The sequence below is a fragment of the Paraburkholderia sp. 22099 genome, from assembly GCF_052045835.1.
In the GTDB taxonomy this organism is placed as follows: Bacteria; Pseudomonadota; Gammaproteobacteria; order Burkholderiales; family Burkholderiaceae; genus Paraburkholderia; species Paraburkholderia terricola.
Map to the genome: position 1 here is coordinate 140414 of NZ_JBQEPU010000016.1, position 21431 is coordinate 161844.

General features: G+C 64.0%; 21 protein-coding genes. 7 read left to right on the forward strand and 14 right to left on the reverse strand.

Annotated elements, in window-relative coordinates; all coding sequences use genetic code 11:
- Positions 1-186 precede the first annotated feature (186 nt).
- From ACTJLC_RS17215 to ACTJLC_RS17230, 4 genes are all read left to right on the forward strand, one after another.
- Positions 187-1359: a UbiH/UbiF family hydroxylase gene (locus ACTJLC_RS17215; protein WP_440844687.1), complete on the forward strand. Its 1173-nt coding sequence runs from the start codon at positions 187-189 to the stop codon at positions 1357-1359.
- A 168-nt stretch (positions 1360-1527) separates the two neighbouring features.
- The gene (locus tag ACTJLC_RS17220; protein ID WP_083086431.1) at positions 1528-2253 is read left to right on the forward strand and encodes a DsbC family protein; all 726 of its coding nucleotides are present in this window, start codon (positions 1528-1530) and stop codon (positions 2251-2253) included.
- Positions 2254-2356: 103 nt separating this feature from the next.
- Positions 2357-4147 (forward strand): M61 family metallopeptidase, encoded by a 1791-nt coding sequence (locus tag ACTJLC_RS17225; protein WP_440844689.1) that lies wholly within the window; start codon positions 2357-2359, stop codon positions 4145-4147.
- A gap of 154 nt (positions 4148-4301) precedes the next feature.
- The gene (locus tag ACTJLC_RS17230; RefSeq protein WP_154874878.1) at positions 4302-4898 is read left to right on the forward strand and encodes an NAD(P)H-dependent oxidoreductase; all 597 of its coding nucleotides are present in this window, start codon (positions 4302-4304) and stop codon (positions 4896-4898) included.
- Positions 4899-5035: 137 nt separating this feature from the next.
- On the opposite strand, the gene ACTJLC_RS17235 is transcribed toward ACTJLC_RS17230, so the two are convergent.
- The 8 genes from ACTJLC_RS17235 to rpe form a co-directional block, all read right to left on the reverse strand.
- On the reverse strand, positions 5036-5860 hold the full coding sequence (locus tag ACTJLC_RS17235; RefSeq protein ID WP_440844691.1) for a uracil-DNA glycosylase: 825 nt from the start codon (positions 5858-5860) through the stop codon (positions 5036-5038).
- Between the two features lie 70 nt (positions 5861-5930).
- Positions 5931-6557 carry a CYTH domain-containing protein gene (locus ACTJLC_RS17240; RefSeq protein WP_440844693.1) on the reverse strand — a complete coding sequence of 209 codons (627 nt, stop codon included), beginning with the start codon at positions 6555-6557 and terminating at the stop codon, positions 5931-5933.
- A gap of 39 nt (positions 6558-6596) precedes the next feature.
- Complete coding sequence (trpC, locus tag ACTJLC_RS17245; protein ID WP_440844695.1) at positions 6597-7382, reverse strand: indole-3-glycerol phosphate synthase TrpC; 786 nt, start codon at positions 7380-7382, stop codon at positions 6597-6599.
- A gap of 10 nt (positions 7383-7392) precedes the next feature.
- Entirely contained in the window at positions 7393-8433 is a 1041-nt protein-coding gene (gene trpD, locus ACTJLC_RS17250; protein WP_114163580.1) for an anthranilate phosphoribosyltransferase, read from the reverse strand.
- Between the two features lie 17 nt (positions 8434-8450).
- Positions 8451-9044 carry an aminodeoxychorismate/anthranilate synthase component II gene (locus tag ACTJLC_RS17255; RefSeq protein ID WP_073431012.1) on the reverse strand — a complete coding sequence of 198 codons (594 nt, stop codon included), beginning with the start codon at positions 9042-9044 and terminating at the stop codon, positions 8451-8453.
- Between the two features lie 13 nt (positions 9045-9057).
- On the reverse strand, positions 9058-10551 hold the full coding sequence (trpE, locus tag ACTJLC_RS17260; protein WP_073431013.1) for an anthranilate synthase component I: 1494 nt from the start codon (positions 10549-10551) through the stop codon (positions 9058-9060).
- Between the two features lie 371 nt (positions 10552-10922).
- On the reverse strand, positions 10923-11639 hold the full coding sequence (locus tag ACTJLC_RS17265; RefSeq protein WP_310133398.1) for a phosphoglycolate phosphatase: 717 nt from the start codon (positions 11637-11639) through the stop codon (positions 10923-10925).
- 11 nt (positions 11640-11650) lie between these two features.
- A complete protein-coding gene (gene rpe, locus ACTJLC_RS17270; RefSeq protein WP_073431015.1) occupies positions 11651-12334 on the reverse strand; it encodes a ribulose-phosphate 3-epimerase in 684 nt (227 codons plus the stop codon).
- A 342-nt stretch (positions 12335-12676) separates the two neighbouring features.
- Here rpe and apaG point away from each other — a divergent pair, with 342 nt between their 5' ends.
- Positions 12677-13051, forward strand: a complete 375-nt coding sequence (gene apaG, locus ACTJLC_RS17275; protein ID WP_440844699.1) for a Co2+/Mg2+ efflux protein ApaG — start codon at positions 12677-12679, stop codon at positions 13049-13051.
- Positions 13052-13108: 57 nt separating this feature from the next.
- On the opposite strand, the gene ACTJLC_RS17280 is transcribed toward apaG, so the two are convergent.
- Positions 13109-13270, reverse strand: a complete 162-nt coding sequence (locus tag ACTJLC_RS17280) for a hypothetical protein (protein ID WP_167363300.1) — start codon at positions 13268-13270, stop codon at positions 13109-13111.
- A gap of 28 nt (positions 13271-13298) precedes the next feature.
- Here ACTJLC_RS17280 and mltA point away from each other — a divergent pair, with 28 nt between their 5' ends.
- Complete coding sequence (mltA, locus tag ACTJLC_RS17285) at positions 13299-14423, forward strand: murein transglycosylase A (RefSeq protein ID WP_083086519.1); 1125 nt, start codon at positions 13299-13301, stop codon at positions 14421-14423.
- 134 nt (positions 14424-14557) lie between these two features.
- On the opposite strand, the gene paaK is transcribed toward mltA, so the two are convergent.
- The 5 genes from paaK to paaN all read right to left on the reverse strand — a co-directional run bounded on the left by paaK (position 14558) and on the right by paaN (position 20393).
- Positions 14558-15862, reverse strand: coding sequence for a phenylacetate--CoA ligase PaaK (gene paaK, locus ACTJLC_RS17290; RefSeq protein WP_154874883.1), 1305 nt, complete (start codon positions 15860-15862; stop codon positions 14558-14560).
- Between the two features lie 194 nt (positions 15863-16056).
- Positions 16057-16518 (reverse strand): hydroxyphenylacetyl-CoA thioesterase PaaI, encoded by a 462-nt coding sequence (paaI, locus tag ACTJLC_RS17295; protein ID WP_083086437.1) that lies wholly within the window; start codon positions 16516-16518, stop codon positions 16057-16059.
- Between the two features lies 1 nt (position 16519).
- A complete protein-coding gene (gene paaG, locus ACTJLC_RS17300; protein ID WP_440844702.1) occupies positions 16520-17311 on the reverse strand; it encodes a 2-(1,2-epoxy-1,2-dihydrophenyl)acetyl-CoA isomerase PaaG in 792 nt (263 codons plus the stop codon).
- A gap of 52 nt (positions 17312-17363) precedes the next feature.
- Positions 17364-18566: a 3-oxoadipyl-CoA thiolase gene (pcaF, locus tag ACTJLC_RS17305; RefSeq protein WP_310133414.1), complete on the reverse strand. Its 1203-nt coding sequence runs from the start codon at positions 18564-18566 to the stop codon at positions 17364-17366.
- A 126-nt stretch (positions 18567-18692) separates the two neighbouring features.
- On the reverse strand, positions 18693-20393 hold the full coding sequence (paaN, locus tag ACTJLC_RS17310) for a phenylacetic acid degradation protein PaaN (protein ID WP_440844704.1): 1701 nt from the start codon (positions 20391-20393) through the stop codon (positions 18693-18695).
- 134 nt (positions 20394-20527) lie between these two features.
- Here paaN and ACTJLC_RS17315 point away from each other — a divergent pair, with 134 nt between their 5' ends.
- Complete coding sequence (locus ACTJLC_RS17315; RefSeq protein ID WP_154874887.1) at positions 20528-21304, forward strand: enoyl-CoA hydratase; 777 nt, start codon at positions 20528-20530, stop codon at positions 21302-21304.
- The last annotated feature ends 127 nt before the right edge of the window (positions 21305-21431 follow it).

The following is a 21431-nucleotide window of genomic DNA, read 5'->3' on the forward strand; positions in this document are numbered from 1 at the left end:
TTGGCGTGGCGGAGGAAACGCAGCGGAGCGGGACAAGACACCAGACCGGGCGTTGCCTCGGCGATTCTGGGCGAGTTTTGTCACGGAAGGCGTAATTGTAACCCGTTCGGATCGGCTTCTTGATCTGCCTCGGGTAAGCCGCGCGGCCGATCCGTCCCCCGCAACCCCCACGGCTATAATGCGCGCATGAACGCACACCACCAGACCTTTGATGCCGCCGTGATCGGCGGCGGGCTCGTCGGCAAGACCGCGGCGCTCGCGCTGACGCAAGGCGGGCTGCGCGTGGCGCTGCTCGCGCAACCCTGCGCGGCGTTGCCCGCCGGCGCCGCTTTCGACTCGCGGGTCTATGCGTTGTCGTCGAGTTCGCAGGCTTTGCTGGAGCGCTTGCGGATCTGGCAGGCGCTCGACCTGTCGCGGCTCGGACCGGTGTACGACATGCGTGTCTACGGCGACGCGCACGCCGAACTGCATTTCTCCGCGTTTCAGGCCTCGGTGCCGCAACTGGCGTGGATCGTGGAGTCGTCGGTGATCGAGCGCGCGCTGGATGCGGCGCTGCGCTTCCAGCCGAATCTCACCTGGATCGACACGCGTGCGCAGGCGCTGGACTTTACCGCCGACGGCGCGAGCGTCGGCCTCGCCAACGGCAACGTGCTCGAAGCCGATCTGGTGGTCGGCGCGGACGGCGCGCATTCGTGGGTGCGCGCACAGATCGGTTCGAAGATGAACCGGCGCGATTACAAACAGACCGGCGTGGTCGCGAATTTCAAGGCCGACAAGCCGCACGGCGAAACCGCCTACCAATGGTTCCGGGACGGCGAGATCATCGCGCTGCTGCCGATGCCGGACGGCCACGTGTCGCTGGTCTGGTCGGCGCGCACCGAGCACGCGGAGCAACTCGTCGCGCTCGATCCGGCGCAGCTCGCCGCCGAAGTGGAACGCGTAACGGGCGGCCAGTTCGGCGCGCTCGAATGCGTGACGCCCGCGAAGGGCTTCCCGCTCGCGCTGCAAACCGTCGACCGGCTGGTGGCGCCGCACGTCGCGCTGGTCGGCGACGCCGCGCATCTGATTCATCCTTTGGCGGGACAGGGCATGAATCTCGGTCTGCGCGACGTCGCGGCGCTCGCCGAAACCGTCGCCGGCAAGGAGTCGTTTCGCCATCTCGGCGACATGGTGCTGCTGCGCCGCTACGAGCGCGCCCGCCGCGAGGACATCCGCGCGCTGATGATCGCCACCGACGGCCTGCAAAAGCTCTTTTCCGTTCCCGGCCCGTTCGCCAAGGTGCTGCGCAATACGGGCATGGCCTTCGTCGGCGCGCAGCCGTTCATCAAGCGCTGGCTGGTGTCGGCCGCGCTCGGGTAACGCGCGCTACCTCGCATGGCCGGCGCGGCGAGACGGGTATCATGCACGGACGGACGCCGTTGCGGTCAGACCGGAACCGTCGCACAACGCGCACGTCGCAAATCAAGACGTAGCAAACGCGCATGTCGCACAACGCGCAATACGCGCGATAGAACTCAGGAATTCAGCATGAAAAACCCCTTTCGCATGGTGGCCGCCGCGCTCGCCATTGCCGCTGTCACGATCGGTTGCTCGGCGCAGGCCGACCAGACCACCGACAAGCTCAAAGCCACGCTGCAAACGCGTCTCGCCGACGTCACGATCAAGAGCGTGACGAAATCGCCGATCGCCGGCCTCTACGAAGTGAACCTCGGCACGCAGATCATTTATAGCGACGCGAACGGCGATTACCTGATGCTCGGCGATATCGTCGATGCAAAGAGCCGCAAGAATCTGACCGAAGCGCGTCTGTCGGAAACCAACCGCATCGATTTCGCGAGCCTGCCGTTCGCGAACGCGGTGAAGGTCGTGAAGGGCAACGGCGCGCGCAAGATCGCCGTGTTCTCCGATCCGAACTGCCCGTACTGCAAGCAGTTCGAAACCACGCTCAAATCGGTCGACAATGTCACCGTCTACACCTTTTTGTACCCGGTGCTGTCGCCGGATTCGACCGCCAAATCGAAGTCGATCTGGTGCTCGACCGACCGCGCGAAGGCATGGGAATCGTGGATGCAGGACCATCAGGCGCCCACCGCCGCCGGCACCTGCGATACCGCGGCGATCGACAAGAACCTGGCGCTCGGCCGCGCGATGAACGTCGAAGGCACGCCCACGGTGTTCCTCGCCGACGGCCGCCGCTTGCCCGGCGCCGTGCCCGCAGACCGCCTGAACAAGGAATTGTCCGCGGTGCATTGAGCGCCGAAACCGAGCAAGGCAGCACATCGAAGCAAGGAGGCGCGGAGTGCGCCTCCTTTCACATCAAGCCCCGAACATCCCGCCTCGAATCTTCCGATCCCCGATGAAGCCGATCCGCTACAGCATCGTTCCCAGCCAACCCGCCGCCCATCTGTTCGAAGTCACCGTCACCGTCGCCGATCCCGATCCGGCAGGCCAGCGTTTCATGCTGCCGGTGTGGATTCCGGGCAGCTACATGGTGCGCGAGTTCGCGCGCAACATCGTCACGCTGCGCGCCTTCAACGAGGCGGGCCGCAAGGTGCGTGTCGAAAAGACCGACAAGCACACGTGGCGGGCCGCGCCGGTCAAAGGCGCGCTGACGCTGCGTTATGAGGTGTATGCGTGGGATTTGTCGGTGCGCGCGGCGCATCTCGACGATACGACGGGTTTCTTCAATGGCACGAGCGTGTTTCTCTCGCCGCTCGGCCACGAGGACGCGCCGTGCGTGGTCGATATCCAGAAGCCGGTAGGCGCCGCGTATCGCAACTGGCGCGTCGCCACCGCGCTGCCGGAAGCGCGCGGCACGAAACGTTACGGCTTTGGCGAGTATCGCGCGCAGAACTACGATGATTTGATCGATCATCCGGTTACGCTCGGCGAGTTCGAGCTTGCCACCTTCAAGGCGCATGGCGTGCCGCACGACATCGTGATCGCCGGGCGCGTGGTCGGGCTGGACATGGCGCGGCTCTCCGCCGACCTCAAGCGCATCTGCGAAGCGCAGATTGCGTTGTTCGAGCCGAAGTCGAAGAAAGCGCCGGTCGACCGCTACGTCTTCATGACGCAGGCCGTCGCCGATGGTTACGGTGGACTCGAACATCGCGCTTCGACCGCGTTGATCTGCAATCGCGGCGATCTGCCGGTGCAAGGCCGCGAGGCGCTCACGGAAGGCTACCGGACCTACCTCGGTCTGTGCAGCCACGAATACTTCCACACGTGGAATGTGAAGCGGATCAAGCCGGCCGTGTTCGCGCCGTACGATCTGAACGCGGAGAACTACACGTCGCTGCTGTGGCTGTTCGAGGGCTTCACCTCGTACTACGACGATCTGATTCTCGTGCGCAGCGGCCTGATTTCGCCGGACGACTACCTCGGCATGCTCGGCAAGGTGATCGGCGGCGTGCAGCGCGGCAGTGGCCGCCTGAAGCAGACCGTCGCCGAAAGCTCGTTCGACGCGTGGGTCAAATACTATCGGCAGGACGAAAACGCGCCGAACGCGATCGTCAGCTACTACACCAAGGGCTCGCTCGTCGCGCTCGCGTTCGATCTGACGATCCGCGCGCAAACCGGCAACCGCAAATCGCTCGACGACGTGATGCGTCTGCTGTGGCAGCGTTTCGGCCGTGACTTTTATCGCGGCAAACCGGTGGGCGTCGAGGAAAGCGAGATTGAGGCGATTTTCGCCGAAGCGACCGGCGCGCAACTGGGCGAACTGTTCGCCGAAGCCGTGCACGGCACGCACGATCTGCCGCTCGACGCGCTTTTCGAACCGTTCGGCGTGACGCTCGCGCCCGATCTCGACAAGAACGGCAAACCGTCGCTCGGTGCGCGGGTGCGCGGCGGGGCGGATTGCACGCTGACGGCGGTTCACGACGGCAGCGCCGCGCAGAAAGCGGGCCTCTCGGCCGGCGACGTGCTGATCGCGCTCGACGGCCTGCGCGTGACCGGCTCGAATCTCGACGCGCTGCTGTCGCGCTATCTGCCCGGCGCAAAAGTGGAAATCCATGCCTTTCGCCGCGACGAACTGCGCGCCGCGCAAGTCAAGCTGGACGGGCCTGAGGCGACGCGCTACAAGCTCACGATCAGCGACAGGCGGCCCGCCGCGCGCAAGGCCCGCGAGCGCTGGCTGGCAAGCTGATCGTAATCCGTAGTGCCGTCAATCGGCGGCTGAGGGTGGCGGATTGTTCTACCAGTGCAACAATCCGTCGCCTTTCAATGGCTTTTTCCCGGGTCGGTAAAAAAACACAATGGCTCCACTCGCGCAACACTGCGCGCCCCCACTGGAGTCAACCATGACCACGATCCTGCAAATCAACTCGGCAGCCCGCTCGCAAGGCGCGAACTCGACGCTCCTCGTCAACGAACTCACCGCCAAGCTGCAACAATCGAATCCGGGCGCGCAAGTCGTCGTCCGTAACCTGCAAGCCGAACCGCTGCCGCATCTGGACGACGCCGTGCTCGGCGCGTTCTTCACGCCCGCCGACCAGCGCACGCCGGAGCAAGCCGCGATCGCCGCGCGCAGTGACGCGCTGATCGCCGAACTGCAAGCCGCCGACGTCGTCGTGATCGGCGCGCCGATGTACAACTTCGGCATCTCGTCGCAGCTCAAGACGTATTTCGACTTCATCGCACGCGCCGGCATCACGTTCCAGTACACGGCGAACGGTCCTGAAGGTCTCGTGAAGGGTAAGAAGGTCTACGTCGTGTCGGCGCGCGGCGGCAAGTATCTGGGCACGCCGGGCGACAGCCAGACGCCGTATCTCAAGACCTTCCTCGCCTTCATCGGCATGACCGACGTCAACTTTATCTACGCCGAAGGCCTGAACATGGGCCCGGACGCAGCCGGCGCCGCGCTGGCCGCCGCGCGCGAAGCGATCGCTGCCGCGTAAGCTGCGAGGGTTGCGCCGCTGCATGTGAGCGCAGCGGCGACGAATGAAGAAACGCCACGGAATGCGAATTCCGTGGCGTTTTTTATGCCTTCGAGGCGTTGGCCCGTGTCGCCGGCGCGAGTGGCATTCGTGAGCGCTTAAGCCAGCGTCTGCGCTTCGTCGGGCAAGCGCCAGTCGATCGGTTGGCGGCCGTGCTTCGCCAGATACTCGTTGGCCGCCGCGAAATGCCCGCAGCCGAGAAAGCCCCGATGCGCCGACAGCGGCGACGGATGCGGCGCTTCCAGCACGTAATGCGACTTGCCGCCGAGCAGCGCGCGCTTGGCCTGCGCATGCGCGCCCCACAGCATGAACACGAGGCCGTCGTGGCGCGTCGCCAGTTCGTGAATCAGCGTATCCGTGCATTTTTCCCAGCCGCGTTTCGCGTGACTCGCGGCGGCATTGCGCTCGACGGTCAGCACGGTGTTCAGCAATAGCACGCCTTGCCTGGCCCATGCGTCGAGGCAGCCGTGACGCGGCGGCTCGTAGCCGAGACTCGCGGCGATTTCCTTGAAGATGTTGCGCAGCGAGGGCGGCGGACGCACGGCGGGCGGCACCGAAAACGCGAGTCCGTGAGCTTGCGGGGTGCCGCGGTCTTCGCCGTGGTAGGGGTCCTGGCCGAGGATGACGACTTTCACGTCGTCCGGGCTGGTGAGGCGCAATGCGCGGAACACGTCGGTGGGATAGACGGTTTTGCCGGCGGCGCGCTCACCGTCGACGAAACGGCATAGCGGCGCATAGGCGTCGCTTTCGATGAACGGTTTGAGGTGCGCGCGCCATGCGGGAGGCAGGGCGTCGAATTGGGCTTCGAGCGTGGTCGTTGGCTGTGCGTGCGGCTGAGCGGTTGCGTTGGCCGGCGTGGCCGGAGCGTCGCCGAACAGCGAAGCCTGCGACGGCGTGGAGCGGGTGCGGGATGCGGAGGTCATGGCGGGGAAGTGTCGCAGCAAACGCGTTGGGGCTCAAGGTGCGTTTGCCGTGCGGGTTTGTGCCGCGGAGTCAGTTCGCTCGCAATTGATAACCGCGTTGGGCCTTGCTGATGTCGTCGGGAGCGAGGCCGGCGACCTGCTTGCCGAGTTCCGCCGCCAGCGCGTGCAGTGCGGCTTCATCGCCGGATTTCAGTTCCAGCTCGATTTCGGAGATCGGCGCGCGGCGGAGTTCGCCGTTCACTTCAGCCACAACGTCGCCCTGGTCGATCGCGGCCTCGACTTCCGATCCGTCGATCTCGACATGCCACAGCGTGCGCGTGAAATTCGTGCGGAACAGTTCGATCAGTTCCGGCGCAGCCTGGCGCAGCGCTTGCCCGGCGGCCGGCTCGTCGCACTCGTGCAGCAAGGCGTCGATCTCCAGCTTTTCGCCTGCCACGGGCATCTCCCATTCGTGCCGGCTGTGCAGACCACCCTTTGCGAGACCCACCGTCTTGAACGTTTGCAACCAGCCGTCCGGCGTATGCCGCAGACGCAGCGCGCTTTTCGAACTGGCGAGCGTCAGCCGAGGCGTGTCGAAGTAAATATTCGACAGCTTGACCGCGCGGCCCGCTTCACCGGTGCGCTCGACGAACCACTGCGTCGCCGCTTTCACCTGACTCGCCGGCAGCGCCAGCTTGATTTCGCGTTCCATGCCCATGACGTGCTCCGCTACCTCTGCCGTGTGCCGACGCCGCGCCTAGAAAAACATCCGGGCCAGTTCCACGCCCGGTTCTTCCGCACGCATGAACGCCTCGCCGACGAGAAACGTATGCACGTCCATCGCCCGCAACCGATCGGCATCGACGCGCGACAGGATGCCCGATTCGGTGACGACGATGCGGTCGTCGGGAATCGATTCGAGCATGCCGATGGTCGTCTCGATCGACGTTTCGAAGGTGCGCAGATTGCGGTTGTTGATGCCGATCAGCGGCGTTTTCAGCGTGAGCGCTTCCATCAGTTCGCGGCTGTCGTGCACCTCGACCAGCACTGCGAGGCCCAGCGAATGCGCGAGCGCTTCCAGGTCCTGCATCTGCGAGGTATCGAGCGCGGCGGCGATCAGCAGGATCGCGTCGGCGCCCATCGCGCGGGCTTCGACGATCTGGTACGGATCGACGATGAAGTCCTTGCGCAGCACCGGCAGGCCGCACGCGGCGCGCGCTTCCTGCAGATACGCTACGCTGCCCTTGAAGAACTGCACGTCCGTGAGCACGGACAGGCAGGCCGCGCCGTGCTTCTCATACGAACGCGCGATCTCGGCCGGCACGAAGTGCTCGCGCAGCACGCCCTTCGACGGGCTGGCCTGCTTCACTTCGGCGATCACCGCGGCGAGCCCCGCCGTGTGCTTCGCACGCAATGCGCCGACGAAATCGCGGATATCGCGCGCCGACGCTTCGAGGCGCAGTTCTTCGAGCGGCGCGCTCTGTTCGGCCGCGCGCACTTCTTCGCGTTTGACCGCGATGATGCGGTCGAGGATGTCGCTCATGAGTATCTCGCTACGAAAATGACTGCTTGAATTGCTGGGTGAAGCGGATCAGTTCGTCGACCTTCGCGCGCGCCTTGCCGCTGGCGATCGCTTCGCGTGCGAGCTGAATGCCGTCCGCGATCGACGCGGCCACGTTCGCCGAATAGAGCGCCGTCCCCGCGTTCAGCGTGACGATTTCGCGCGCGACGCCGGGCTTGTTGTCGAGCGCTTCGAGCAGCATCACCTTGGATTCGGCGGCGTCGGCCACTTTCAGCGTGCGGTTCGACACCATCTGCATGCCGAAGTCCTCGGGGTGAATCTCGTACTCGTGGATCTGGCCGTCGCGCAACTCGCCGACTTGCGTCGCCGCGCCGAGCGAGACTTCGTCCATGCCGTCCATGCCGTACACCACCAGCACATGCTTCGCGCCGAGGCGCTGCATCACGCGCACCTGAATGCCGACGAGGTCGCCATGAAATACGCCCATGAGCTGATTCGGCGCGCCGGCCGGATTAGTGAGCGGCCCGAGGATGTTGAAGATGGTCCGCACGCCGAGTTCGCGGCGCACCGGCGCGATGTTCTTCATGGCCGGATGATGGTTCGGCGCGAACATGAAGCCCATGCCGGTTTCCGCGATCGACGCCGCCACCTGTTCCGGCTGCAGGTCGATATTCACGCCGAGCGCCTCGAGCACGTCCGCGCTGCCCGACTTGCTCGACACGCCGCGATTGCCGTGCTTCGCAACCCTGGCGCCCGCCGCGGCGGAGACGAACATGGTCGCCGTGGAAATGTTGAAGGTGTGCGAGCCGTCGCCGCCGGTGCCGACGATATCGACGAAATTCGAGTTGTCCTGCACCTCGACGTGCCGGGCAAATTCTCGCATCACCGTGGCGGCGGCGGTGATTTCGCCGATGGTCTCTTTTTTGACGCGCAAGCCGGTGATGATCGCCGCCGACATCACGGGCGAGAGTTCGCCGCGCATGATGAGCCGCATCAGATGCAGCATTTCGTCGTGGAAAATCTCGCGGTGCTCGATGGTCCGTTGCAGCGCTTCCTGGGGCGTAATCGACATGATGTCGTCTCTCTTCATCAAGCGGTGCGGTGGGTGACGGCGGACTTCGACTGTTTCACGAAGTTTTCGAGCAAGGCGTGGCCGTGTTCGGACAGGATCGCTTCCGGGTGGAACTGCACGCCTTCGACCGCGAGTTGCTTGTGGCGCACGCCCATGATCTCGCCGTCCTCGGTCCATGCGGACACTTCCAGGCACTCGGGCAGCGACTCGCGTTCGATCGCGAGCGAGTGATAGCGCGTGACGGCGAAGTGCCTGGGCAGATCGGCGAACACGCCCTTGCAGTCGGTTTCGATCGTGCTCACCTTGCCGTGCATGATGGTCTGCGCGCGCACCACGCGGCCGCCGAACGCCTCGCCGATCGCCTGATGGCCGAGGCACACGCCGAGAATCGGCGTCTTGCCGGCGAATTCGCGCAGCACGTCGAGCGTGATGCCGGCGTGTTGCGGATTGCTCGGACCCGGCGACAGGCAGATGCGCTCGGGGTTGAGCCTCGCGATTTCGTCCAGCGTGATTTCGTCGTTGCGGTAGGTGCGCACGTCCTCGCCGAGTTCGCCGAAGTACTGCACCAGGTTGTAGGTGAACGAGTCGTAGTTGTCGATCATGAGCAGCATGGTCTGTCTCCGGTCAGAAGTCGCTGTCGAGGCCGTCTTGCACCTGCTCGGCGGCGCGCAGCACCGCGCGCGCCTTGTTCTCGGTTTCTTGCCATTCGGACTCGGGCACGGAGTCCGCGACCACGCCCGCCGCCGCCTGAACATACAGATTGCCGTTGGCGATCACGCCGGTGCGGATCGTGATGGCCAGATCCATCTCGCCGGTGAACGACAGGTAGCCGACCGCACCGCCGTACAGGCCGCGCTTCACGGGTTCGAGTTCGTCGATCAGTTCCATCGCGCGGACCTTCGGCGCACCCGACAGCGTGCCGGCCGGGAAGGTGGCGCGCAGCACGTCGAAATTGGTGGTGCCGGGTTTCAGCTTGCCTTCCACCGAGCTTACGATGTGCTGCACGTGCGAGTACTTTTCGATCACCATCTTGTCGGTGACGACCACCGAGCCGATCTGCGCGATGCGGCCCACGTCGTTGCGCGCGAGGTCGATCAGCATGACGTGCTCGGCGATTTCCTTCGGATCGTTCAGGAGTTCGGTGGCGAGCTCGGCGTCGCGTTCCGGCGTGTTGCCGCGCGGACGCGTGCCGGCGAGCGGCCGGATCGTGACGATGCGGTCCTCGCCGCGCTTTTCCTGGCGCACCAGGATTTCCGGCGACGCGCCGACCACATGGAAGTCGCCGAAGTTGTAGAAGTACATATACGGCGACGGATTCAGCGAGCGCAGCGCGCGATACAGCGAGAGCGGATTGTCGCGGTACGGTTTGGTCAGACGTTGGCCGACCTGCACCTGCATCAACTCGCCCGCGGCGATGTATTCCTTCGCCTTGCGCACGGCGGTCAGATAGTCGTCTTTCGCGAATTCGCGGTAGGTGTCGGTGCGCACGCTCGCCGACGTGACCGGCGGCTGCACGGTCGTGCGCAAACGCTGGCGCAATTCACGCAGACGCTGCCTGGCCTTCGTGTATGCCTCGGGCTGCGTCGGGTCGGCGTAGACCACGAGGTACAGCTTGCCCGCGAGGTTGTCGATCACCGCGACTTCCTCGGTGAGCAGCAACTGGATGTCGGGCAGGTTCAGATCGTCTTTCGGCGCGGTATGCGCAAGCTTCTTCTCGATGTAGCGCACCGCGTCATAGCCGAAGTAACCCGCGAGGCCGCCCGCGAAACGCGGCAGCCCCGGGCGCTGCGCCACCTTGAAGCGCCCCTGGAATTGCTGGATGAATTCGAGCGGATCGCCCTCGTGCGTTTCGACCACCTTGCCGTCGCGCACCACTTCCGACACGCCGTTGCGGGTGCGCAGTAGCGTGCGCGCCGGCAGTCCGATGAACGAATAGCGGCCGAAGCGCTCGCCGCCCACCACCGATTCCAGCAGAAACGAGTTGGCGCCGTTGCGCTCGCTCTGCGCGAGCTTCAGGTACAGCGAAAGCGGCGTTTCGAGGTCGGCGAGCGCCTCGGCGATCAGCGGAATGCGGTTGAAGCCCTCGTTGGCGAGGGACTGGAATTCGAGTTCGGTCATGTTCCGATCCTGTTCGTAGGTCCGGCGGCAGCGCGCGTCGGACAAAGCGGGGCATTGCGCGGCCGGTCAGCCGTTCGTTCGACGTTTCGATACGATGATACCGACCGGCGCGAGTTTCCCATCGACGCGTGCAGCGAATGTCAGCGCACAGATGTACTTTGCGGGTACACGCGGGCTGAATCAACCGGTGCAGCGAAACAAGACGATGGAAAAAAACGCGTGAGCGCAGCGAAGTAAAAAACGGTTGCCGAAGACGAACTTCAGCGTACCTCAGAGGAGGTTAGCGCGACCAGCGACGCCAGGGCCAGGCTCCCCGGTCGATGCTAATCAGACTCCGTTTTTTATTCAGAAACATGAGGATGAGGGACTTTTCAAGTCGTGGATTGGTGCGCTGCGATTGCCTTGGCGGCCTCCAGCAGCGAGGCAACTATACCATCGGATTTTATTGTTTGTATAGCTTGGCCGTGGTTGTAGCCGTATGGCACGGTAAGCGTTGCCATGCCCGCCGCGCGGCCCGCGAGCGCATCGTTTTCGGAGTCGCCGATCGCGACCGTGGCTTGCGGTTCGACGCCGAGTTGCGCCGCGGCCGTGAGCATGGGTAGCGGGTCCGGCTTCTTTTTCGGCAAGCTGTCGCCGCCCAGCACGACGCTGAAATACTGGCTGAGCCCGTACTGCCGCAGCAAGTCGACCGCGAACCGGTGCGGCTTGTTGGTCACGCAGGCGAGTTTGAGGCCGGCGTCGCGCATGGCGATCAGGCCGGCTTCGACGTCGGGATACAAGCGCGTATGCAGGCCGTTGATCTTCGCGTACTCCGCCTGATAGAGCGCGAGCGCCTCGTCGAAGCGATCCTGTGCGTGGGCCGTTTCGAAACGCGGCGCGAGCACGCTGCGGATCAGATGCTCCGAACCCTTGCCGACATAACCGACCACTTCCTCACGCGAGGTTTCGAGTGCGTCGAGTTGCGCGAGCATGCCGTTCAGGCCGGCGGTGAAATCGTCCGCGGTGTCGACCATCGTGCCGTCGAGGTCGATGATCGCGGCTTGAAGGCGCGGGCCGGTGAACGCCGGGGCGGGAAACGGAGCAGTCATGGCGGCGGGTTTCAGTGCTCGATGCCGGCAAGCGCGGCGCGCATCTTGTCGATCACGACCTTGTGATCCGGCGCGCCGAAGATGGCTGAACCGGCCACGAACGTGTCGGCGCCGGCTGCCGCGATTTCGGCGATGTTGTCGACCTTCACGCCGCCGTCCACTTCCAGATGGATCTCGCGGCCGGTCTTTTCCTTATAGGCGTCGATCCGCTTGCGTGCTTCACGCAGCTTGTTGAGCGCCTCGGGAATGAACGATTGACCGCCAAAGCCCGGATTCACCGACATGATCAGCACGAGATCGAGCTTGTCCATCACATGGTCCAGATAATTCAGCGACGTGGCGGGGTTGAACACCAGGCCGGCCTTGCAGCCGTGGTCGCGAATCAGCGAAAGCGTGCGGTCTATGTGATCGGAGCCTTCCGGATGAAAGCTGATCAGGTTCGCGCCGGCTTTCGCGAAGTCCGGCACGATCCGGTCGACCGGGCGCACCATCAGATGCACGTCGATCGGCACGTCCACGTGCGGGCGGATCGCCTCGCAGACGAGCGGGCCGATGGTCAGGTTCGGCACGTAGTGGTTATCCATCACGTCGAAGTGAATCCAGTCGGCGCCGGCGGCGACGACGTTGCGCACTTCCTCGCCGAGGCGCGCGAAGTCGGCGGACAGAATGCTGGGTGCGATGCGGAATTGCGTCATGGCGGGAGGCGGAGGCAAGCGGGAAAGCGCTATTTTACCGTTTTGTGCGGTTCTGAACCGGCTTGCGGGCGGCTTGCAGGCGGCTTGCGCGTGGCGCGAGTACGGTTCGCGCATGGCTGACGGGCGGTCCAAGGCCGGCTGCGGTTCGAACCGCGTGGGTGATACACCAGGTGACAAAACGCCTGAGTCGCCCTTGGCCAGAGGATTTGTCCGGTTGCGGGCGTGCCGCGCATGAAGCAGAATGCCAATCCATCAAGCGCCGCTTCGCCGATGCGCCCGCAAACCATTGGCGCTAGGGCTTTCCGCGATTTTTCACACCTGTTTCACCAGATCGGAATCACGATGAGCCAGTACGAATTCAGCGTCTCGGCGCGGGTGCAATATCTGCCCGAAGAGTCGGACCCGGAGCACCGCCAGTATGCGTTCGCATACACGCTGACTATCCGTAACAGCGGCCAGGTGCCCGCGCAGTTGATTGCGCGTCATTGGGTGATTACCGACAGCGACAATAACGTGCAGGAAGTGAAGGGCCTGGGCGTGGTCGGCCATCAGCCGCTGCTCAAACCGGGCGAGCACTTCGAATATACGAGTTGGGCGGTTATCGCCACGCCGGTCGGCACGATGCGCGGCGAGTATTTTTGCGTGGCGGAAGACGGTGAGCGTTTCGATGCGCCAGTGCCGGAGTTCATCTTGCGCATGCCGCGCACGTTGCATTGAACCGGGGGCGTGGCCCGCGGTCTTTAAACAGTCCATTGCGCGGTTGAGCGCCCAGCTTTACCGCGTTTTTTGCTGCTTGGACTGTTGGTTATCGTTGGCGCGTGCGGCTTTCTTCTTGCCTGACGACGTCCACACAACGATAAAGACGAGCAGGAAGAGCGCGAGAAGCGATTCCAGCGCGAAGATGAGCATTGGGTATTCGTCGAACAGATCAGACATGGCGGTTTCCATCAAGAACGAACATTGTATGCGTTTTGTCCGCACGGCCGGAGCGTGGCTCGGGGCGCTTTCGGTTGCGGTGATGCTGGCGTCCTGCGGCGGCGGCGGCGCGGTACGGCCCTCGGTCTCGCCGCCCACGGGCGCCGCGATCATACCCGGGCAGATTGCCCCGGCGCGGCTCACGGCGGTGGCCTGGCAGCAAGTGCCGGGCTGGCAGGATGATTCGCTGATCGGCGCGACGGCCGCTTTGCGGCAAAACTGCGTGAGGCTGGCACGTCAATCGAACTGGGCTCGTGCTTGTGCCGCGGCGTCGCAAATCGACGACCTCGACGTCACCAGTGCGCGGGCGTTTTTCGAGGCCTATTTCACGCCATTCCAGCTAGCGAATAACGACGGCACGCTCGACGGTCTCGTCACCGGTTACTACGAGCCGTTGCTGCGCGGTTCGCGTACGCGGCACGGCGTGTATCAAACGGCGCTGTATCGCTGGCCGTCCGGTTATCGTGCGGGTGCGCCGCTGCCGGCGCGTGCGCAACTGGAGCGTTCCGGCGTGCTCAACGGTAACGAACTGGTGTGGGTCGACGACCCGATCGAAGCGTTTTTCCTCCAAGTGCAAGGCTCGGGGCGCATCGTGATGGAAGACGGCAGCGTGATGCGGGTCGGCTTTGGCGGCACCAACAATCAGCCGTACAAGTCGATCGGGCGGTGGCTGCTGGATCGTGGCGAACTCACGCCTTCGCAGGCCACCATGCAGGGAATCAAGGCATGGGCGCGCGCGAATCCGGCGCGGGTCGATGCGTTGCTCGATACCAATCCGCGCTTCGTGTTTTTCCGGGAGATGCCGTCGGGCGAGAGCGTGCCTGGCGGCGGCGCGGACGGTCCGATCGGCGCGCTCGGTGTGCCGCTGACGCCGGAGCGGTCGATCGCGGTCGATCCGGCGTCCATTCCGCTCGGTACGCCGGTGTTCTTGCAGACCACGCGTCCGCTGACGAACTCGCCGATGAATCGCCTCGTCTTCGCGCAAGACACGGGTTCCGCGATCAGGGGCGGCGTGCGCGCCGATTACTTCTGGGGGCTGGGCGACGACGCCGGCGATTTGGCCGGCAAGATGAAGCAGGGTGGCCGGATGTGGTTGTTGCTGCCGAATTCGTGATGGGTTAACTGTGGCGAGCGCGGCGGTTTTCCCAGAGGCAAGGCCGCCGCGTGTCGCGTGGGCATTGAAGTGCCTAACGTTGGCTAACGTTGCAGTCCCGGCGCCGCAATTGGGTGCGGCGCCGGCCGCCTGGCCTAAAGCCCCGACTTACGCTTGTCCACTACCCGGCGGGCCTTTCCCACCGAGCGCTCGATCCCGTTCACCGCCAGCACATTCACCACGGCGCTTACGCCGATCAGCGCCTTAATGTCGTACGCCAGCGCCTGCTTTGCCGTGTTCAACGCGACGGTGTCAGGCGCCGTCTCCGGGCAGGGCTCCACGTTTAACGTCAGCACGTCGAGCGGACCTTCCTTGGTGAGCACGATCTGGTAGTGCGGCGCGAGAGCGTGCTGCTTGAGCAGCAATTCCTCGATCTGCGTCGGGAACACGTTCACGCCGCGCACGATCATCATGTCGTCCGAGCGCCCGGTGATTTTTTCCATTCGACGCATGGTGCGGGCGCTGCCCGGCAGGAGGCGCGTGAGATCGCGAGTCCGGTAGCGAATGATCGGCAGCGCTTCCTTGGTCAACGACGTGAACACCAGTTCGCCGAGTTCGCCGTCCGGCAACACCTGGCCGGTTTCAGGGTCGATGATCTCGGGATAGAAATGGTCTTCCCAGATGGTCGGGCCGTCTTTCGTTTCCACACACTCCGACGCCACGCCGGGCCCCATCACTTCGGATAAGCCGTAGATATCGACAGCGTCGATGCCCATGCGCTTTTCGATCGCATGGCGCATGTCGTTGGTCCACGGTTCCGCGCCGAAGATGCCGAGACGCAGCGAGCAAGTCGCCGGATCGATGCCTTGCCGCTCGAGCTCGTCGGCAATCGAAAGCATGTAGCTCGGCGTGACCATGATGATGTCGGGCCGAAAATCCTGAATCAGCTGCACCTGCTTTTCGGTCTGGCCGCCGCCGAACGGGATCACGGTGAGCCCTGCGCGCTCCGCGCCGTAGTGCGCGCCGAGGCCGCCCGTGAAGAGACCGTAGCCGTAGCTCACGTGAACCTTGTCGCCGCGCTTCGCGCCGGCGGCGCGGATCGAACGCGCGACGAGATTCGCCCACGTATCGATATCGCGCGCCGTGTAGCCGACCACGGTCGGCTTGCCGGTCGTACCGGACGACGCGTGGATTCGTGAGATCTGTTCCTGCGGCACCGCGAACATGCCGAACGGGTAGTTGTCGCGCAGATCCTTCTTCGTGGTGAAGGGAAAGCGCGCCAGGTCCGCAAGCGTTTTCACCTCGCTTGGGTGAACGCCGGCTTCATCGAATTTGCGCTGATACACCGGCGAATTTTCATACGCATGGTTCAGCGACCATTTGAGCCGTTCGAGTTGAAGCGCGGCAAGTTCGTCGCGGCTGGCGGTCTCGATCGGATCGAGCGGAAGGGCGGTAGTCATCGAATGTCTCCTTGCTGCCTCAATGCTTGAGTCTGGTGTGCGGCGCGCTCGCGCAAAAAACCGGGGACTGTCTGCAATTTATGGACGTGGTGCCAATGAGCCGGCGCGGTGCCGCGCAATCTCTTGTGGATTTGCTGCGGGGCGGCCGGGTGGTTGGCGTACGGTTGCCTCCTGATTGCCGCGCCCTCGGCCGATTAATCGCCCGTGGGAATCAGCTTGCCTTTTATTTGCGCGGACTTACCGCGGAACATTGCGACGGTTTCCTCCGCGCGGTTCGTGACGCGAATATCGTAGATGCCGGTTCGGCCGCTCAGTGTTTGCTCGATGGCCTCCGCTATCAGCACGTCGCCGCCTTCAACCGGCCGCAAAAACTCGATCGAGCAGCCGGATGCGACCGTGTTGATGTTGTACGTGTTGCAGGCGAACGCGAACGCCGAATCGGCGAGCGTGAAAATCAGGCCACCGTGGCAAATCTGATGGCCGTTCAGAAAATCGTCGCGCACGACCATGCGCAGACGCGCATAGCCTTGGCGCACCTCGACGATCTCGAGGCCGAGCGCCCGGCTGCATGCGTCGTTCTCGTACATGGCGGCGGCGGTTGCGCGGGCGAGTTCATCCGGCGTCATCTGCTCGGGACGGTTTGGTTGCGTGGACATGTCAGCGGCCCTCGAAACGCGGCGCGCGTTTTTCGACGAAGGCTTGCACGCCTTCCGCGTAATCGTGGGACGCCCCGAGTTGGCGTTGCAGATCGCGCTCCAGATCGAGTTGCTGATCGAGCGCTTGCGTTGCGCCGGCGCGCATCGCCTGTTTGATCGCGGCAATCGCGCGCGTTGGTTGCTGTGCGAGTGTTGCAGCGAGTTGCGCCGCGCTGGAGGCGAGCTCCGCGTCGTCGACGGCTTGCCAGATCAAGCCCCAACTTTCGGCTTTCTCCGCCCCCAGTTTGTCGCCGGTGATGGCGAGCCCCAAGGCTCGCGCCATGCCGATGCGTTGCGGTAGAAACCAGGTGCCGCCGGAGTCCGGCACGAGGCCGATCTTCACGAAAGCCTGAATGAAGCTTGCGGAGCGGGCCGCGAGCACAAGGTCGCAAGCCAGCGCGAGGTTGGCGCCGGCGCCGGCAGCCGTGCCGTTGACTGCCGCGATCACTGGCAGCGGCAGCGCTTGCAGGCGGCGAATCAACGGATTGAAATATTCATCGATCAGTGCCCCCAGATCGGTCATCGCGCCGGGCGTGAAGTCGAGGTCCGCCAGGTCCTGGCCCGCGCAGAAGCCGCGTCCCGCGCCGGTCAGGACGAGGGCGCGCGCGCCGGAGGCTTCGACCTCGTCGAGTGCCGCGCTCAGTTCCTGATGCATTGCGCGCGTGAAGCTATTGAGCTTGTCCGGGCGGTTTAGCGTGATGGTCGCAACATGATTAGATGCGTCGATGTGCACGCGGATCGCTTCATACGACATTGGGTGTCTCCTCTCAAAGTGTCTTTGATCGATGGGCGCTGCGGTGCCGCCGTCAGAGCCGCTCGATCACCAACGCAATGCCTTGGCCCACGCCGATACACATCGTGCAAAGTGCAAAGCGGCCATTGCTTCGTTCGAGTTGATACAGCGCGGTCGTGATCAGACGCGCGCCCGATGCGCCAAGCGGGTGGCCAAGCGCAATCGCTCCGCCGTTCGGATTGACGCGCGGATCGTCATCGCGCAGACCGAGCGTGCGGAGAACGGCTAGGCCCTGTGATGCGAAGGCCTCATTGAGTTCGATTACGTCGAACTGGTCGAGCGTCATGCCGAGTTGCCTGATGAGCTTTTGCGTAGCCGGCGCCGGCCCGATGCCCATGACGCGCGGCTCGACGCCCGCCGTTGCCATGCCCACCACGCGCGCGCGACGACGCAGGCCGTATTGATCGGCAGCTTGCTGGTTCGCGAGCAGCAGTGCGCATGCGCCGTCGTTCACGCCTGACGCATTGCCGGCGGTCACGCTGCCGTCCGGACGAACCACGCCCTTGAGCTTGCCCAGGCTTTCGAGCGAAGTTTCCCGTGGATGTTCGTCGAGCGTCACGCGTACGGGATCGCCTTTCTTCTGTGCGATTTCAACGCCGACGATTTCCTGAGCCAATGTGCCGTCGCGCTGCGCGCGGGCCGCCTTTTGCTGACTTGCCAGGGCAAACGCGTCCTGGTCCGCGCGGCTGATACCGAATTCGACAGCGACGTTTTCCGCGGTTTCAGGCATCGAGTCCACGCCGTACTGGCGTTTCATCAGCGGATTGATGAAGCGCCAGCCGATGGTGGTGTCGTGGATCCCGGCTTGCCGCGAAAACGCGCTGCCGGCCTTGCCCATGACGAACGGCGCGCGCGTCATGCTTTCGACGCCGCCGGCGATCATCAGACGCGCCTCGCCCGCCTTGATCGCGCGAGCGGCGGTGCCGACCGCATCCATGCCCGAGCCGCACAGGCGATTGATGGTTGCGCCGGGCGCCTCCGTGGGCAAACCGGCCAGCAACGCAGACATGCGCGCGACGTTGCGGTTGTCTTCGCCGGCCTGATTGGCGCAACCGTAGATCACGTCGTCGAGCATTCGCCAGTCGACGCCCGGATTGCGCTCGATCAGTGCCTTGATCGGCACCGCGCCGAGGTCGTCGGCGCGGACATCCTTCAGGGCGCCGCCGTAGCGGCCGATTGGGGTGCGAATCGCGTCGCAAATGAAAGCGTCGTTCATATGGGTTCCTGCCGAAAGGAATCGGCGCGAGATGCCGATTCGATGTCTCATGTTAGTTGGGGCGTACAGCGCGGTCCATTCGGCCAAACGGCATAAGACGAACGCTGTGCTTCCGTCTTATGTCGTTCAGCCAGCTACCGCCGGCGCTGCTTTGGGTTCAACATGAACGCGGCTTTGAACCACGCGGAAGCGGTTGGCGACGAAGGCGGCGTCGGTCAGCGCGGCATTGGCCGCCGGGTTTGCGCCGGTGCCGTGGAAGTCGGAAAAGGCCGCCGACTGGTTGACGAATACGCCGCCCGTCAGATTGATAGACAGTGCGACGCTGCCGCGGATCGATGCCTCGTGAGCAGCTTCGAGCACGGCTTCGTCGGTGCTATAGACCGACAGTGTCAGCGCGCCGTGCTCGGCGGCGATTGCGCCGGCCAGGTCGAGGGATTGTGCGGTCGAATCCGTGGCGATCACGAACGAAATCGGGCCGAACCATTCCTTCGTGAAGCTGGCGTGATCATGGGCGGCATCCAGTTGCAGCACGAGCGGGGTACGCACGCGCGCGCCGGCAAAAGTCGGATGTTCGAGCGCTTGGCTTTCGACCAGAACGCGGCCGAGCTGGTCCGCTTCCTCGATGCGCCGGATGACGCCGTCGTTTTGAATCGCCCCAAGCAGGTCGACTGCGCGGGCCGGGTCGGCCACCAGTTTTTGCACCGCGCCGGCAATGGCTTGCGCGACCTCGTCGAAGCTCAGGGTGCCATCAGCGGCGCGAATGCCGCCGCGCGGCACATAGATGTTTTGCGGCGCCGTGCACATCTGGCCCGAATACAACGCAAGTGAGAAGGCGATGTTGCGGGCAACGGCTTTGATGTCGTCGACCGAATCGATCACGATCTGGTTGACGCCGGCTTTCTCGGTATAGACCTGCGCCTGGTGCGCATGGCGCTCGAGCCACGTGCCGTTCTGCGTGCTACCCGTGAAGTCGATGAGCTTGATTTCCGGACGCACGGCGAGATCCTGGACGAGTGCACCGTCGTTCGGCTCGGTGGCCAGCAACGTGACGACGTTCGGATCGAAACCGGCTTCGCGCAACACGTCACGCGCGATTCGTACGGTCAGCGCGAGAGGCAGGATTGCGCCGGGGTGCGGCTTGACGATGACCGTGTTGCCGGTGGCGAGATCGGCGAAAAGGCCCGGATAGCCGTTCCATGTCGGGAACGTGCAGCAGCCGAGTACGAGGCCCGTGCCGCGCGGTACGACGGTGTAACGCTTGTGCATGGAGAGCGGCGGGTTCTTGCCTTGCGGTTTTTCCCAGTGGGCGTCGGCCGGAATACTGCGCAGTTGGTCCCACGCATACACGACCGCCTCAAGCGCGCGGTCTTGTGCGTGCGGGCCGCCGGCCTGAAAGGCCATCATGAATGCCTGCCCGGTTGTGTGCATCACGCTATAGCCGATTTCAAAGCTGGAGCGATTCACGCGCGCCAGAATTTCCAGGCATACGCCGACCCATGCCTGCGGACCGGCTCCACGCCAGTCGCGCTGCGCCTCGGCGGCTGCGGCAATGAGTGCGTCGGGATCCGCCTTCGGATAGCGCACGCCGAGCGGAAACCCGAACGGCGAGACCTCCGCGCCGACGGTTTCTCCGGTGGACGGTTGGTCCAGTTCGAAGACTTTGTTCAGATGTGCTTTGAAGGCGGCTTCGCCGTCCGCATTAGCTGTTTCCCCGTACACTTTCGGAGTGGGCATCTCGACGAACGGACTCCAGTAGCCACGCGTCTCGATGGCGGTGAGGGCCTTTTGCAACGTGTCTTCGTGCTTCGCGAATAGGGGGGGTGTCATGGCAGAGAGCTTGGCTGTGCGTTGAGAAAACCCTGTCGAATAATTGACCGGCCGGTTGGTTTGTGAATGGTAGCATTACTGGAACGACGGCGCGAAGCGTTTTCGCGCGGGAACTAATCGATTAGGAGGCGGGCATGGCTTACGAAAATATTCTGGTTGAGGCGCGAGGGCGGGTCGGTTTGGTCACGTTGAATCGTCCGAAGGCGCTGAACGCCTTGAACGATGCGCTGATGGACGAGTTGGGAAAGGCACTGCGCGAGTTCGATGGTGATGACGCCATCGGTGCGATCGTGATTACCGGCAGCGAGAAGGCGTTCGCGGCGGGCGCCGACATCGGCATGATGTCGACCTATACGTATATGGACGTCTATAAAGGCGACTACATCACGCGCAACTGGGAAGCGGTGCGCTCCATCCGCAAGCCGATCATTGCAGCGGTGGCAGGCTTCGCCCTCGGCGGTGGCTGCGAATTGGCGATGATGTGCGACATCATTTTTGCCGCCGATTCAGCAAAGTTCGGTCAACCGGAAATCAAGCTCGGCATCATGCCGGGTGCCGGCGGCACGCAGCGGCTACCGCGCGCCGTCTCAAAGGCGAAAGCGATGGACCTCTGCTTGACCGCACGTTTTATGGATGCCGCGGAAGCCGAACGTGCCGGACTCGTTTCGCGCGTCATTCCTGCCGCATCTCTGATCGAGGAGTCCATCGCCGCAGCTGCGACCATCGCTGAGTTTCCGCTGCCGGCAGTGATGATGGTGAAGGAGTCGGTCAACCGCGCATATGAAACGACGCTTGCGGAAGGCGTGCATTTTGAGCGCCGCCTATTCCATTCGCTCTTCGCGACGGAAGACCAGAAAGAAGGGATGGCCGCTTTCGTGGAGAAGCGCAAACCGGTTTTCAAACATCGTTAATACGTTTGTCAAAATAACGCTTGCAAGGCCCGTTCGGGGTCGCTAGAATCTCGCTCTTTCGTGCCTCGGACAGCGGGGCGCGGGAAGCGGGAGAGCCAGCAATGGCGGGGGTTTGCGGCAGGTCGGA

Bases quoted from the DNA above. Each gene is read 5' to 3' on its own strand.
- ACTJLC_RS17215 (WP_440844687.1), top strand. From the start codon at position 187: ATGAACGCACACCACCAGACCTTTGATGCCGCCGTGATCGGCGGCGGG.
- ACTJLC_RS17220 (WP_083086431.1), top strand. From the start codon at position 1,528: ATGAAAAACCCCTTTCGCATGGTGGCCGCCGCGCTCGCCATTGCCGCT.
- ACTJLC_RS17225 (WP_440844689.1), top strand. From the start codon at position 2,357: ATGAAGCCGATCCGCTACAGCATCGTTCCCAGCCAACCCGCCGCCCAT.
- ACTJLC_RS17230 (WP_154874878.1), top strand. From the start codon at position 4,302: ATGACCACGATCCTGCAAATCAACTCGGCAGCCCGCTCGCAAGGCGCG.
- ACTJLC_RS17235 (WP_440844691.1), bottom strand. From the start codon at position 5,860: ATGACCTCCGCATCCCGCACCCGCTCCACGCCGTCGCAGGCTTCGCTG.
- ACTJLC_RS17240 (WP_440844693.1), bottom strand. From the start codon at position 6,557: ATGGGCATGGAACGCGAAATCAAGCTGGCGCTGCCGGCGAGTCAGGTG.
- trpC (WP_440844695.1), bottom strand. From the start codon at position 7,382: ATGAGCGACATCCTCGACCGCATCATCGCGGTCAAACGCGAAGAAGTG.
- trpD (WP_114163580.1), bottom strand. From the start codon at position 8,433: ATGTCGATTACGCCCCAGGAAGCGCTGCAACGGACCATCGAGCACCGC.
- ACTJLC_RS17255 (WP_073431012.1), bottom strand. From the start codon at position 9,044: ATGCTGCTCATGATCGACAACTACGACTCGTTCACCTACAACCTGGTG.
- trpE (WP_073431013.1), bottom strand. From the start codon at position 10,551: ATGACCGAACTCGAATTCCAGTCCCTCGCCAACGAGGGCTTCAACCGC.
- ACTJLC_RS17265 (WP_310133398.1), bottom strand. From the start codon at position 11,639: ATGACTGCTCCGTTTCCCGCCCCGGCGTTCACCGGCCCGCGCCTTCAA.
- rpe (WP_073431015.1), bottom strand. From the start codon at position 12,334: ATGACGCAATTCCGCATCGCACCCAGCATTCTGTCCGCCGACTTCGCG.
- apaG (WP_440844699.1), top strand. From the start codon at position 12,677: ATGAGCCAGTACGAATTCAGCGTCTCGGCGCGGGTGCAATATCTGCCC.
- ACTJLC_RS17280 (WP_167363300.1), bottom strand. From the start codon at position 13,270: ATGTCTGATCTGTTCGACGAATACCCAATGCTCATCTTCGCGCTGGAA.
- mltA (WP_083086519.1), top strand. From the start codon at position 13,299: ATGCGTTTTGTCCGCACGGCCGGAGCGTGGCTCGGGGCGCTTTCGGTT.
- paaK (WP_154874883.1), bottom strand. From the start codon at position 15,862: ATGACTACCGCCCTTCCGCTCGATCCGATCGAGACCGCCAGCCGCGAC.
- paaI (WP_083086437.1), bottom strand. From the start codon at position 16,518: ATGTCCACGCAACCAAACCGTCCCGAGCAGATGACGCCGGATGAACTC.
- paaG (WP_440844702.1), bottom strand. From the start codon at position 17,311: ATGTCGTATGAAGCGATCCGCGTGCACATCGACGCATCTAATCATGTT.
- pcaF (WP_310133414.1), bottom strand. From the start codon at position 18,566: ATGAACGACGCTTTCATTTGCGACGCGATTCGCACCCCAATCGGCCGC.
- paaN (WP_440844704.1), bottom strand. From the start codon at position 20,393: ATGACACCCCCCCTATTCGCGAAGCACGAAGACACGTTGCAAAAGGCC.
- ACTJLC_RS17315 (WP_154874887.1), top strand. From the start codon at position 20,528: ATGGCTTACGAAAATATTCTGGTTGAGGCGCGAGGGCGGGTCGGTTTG.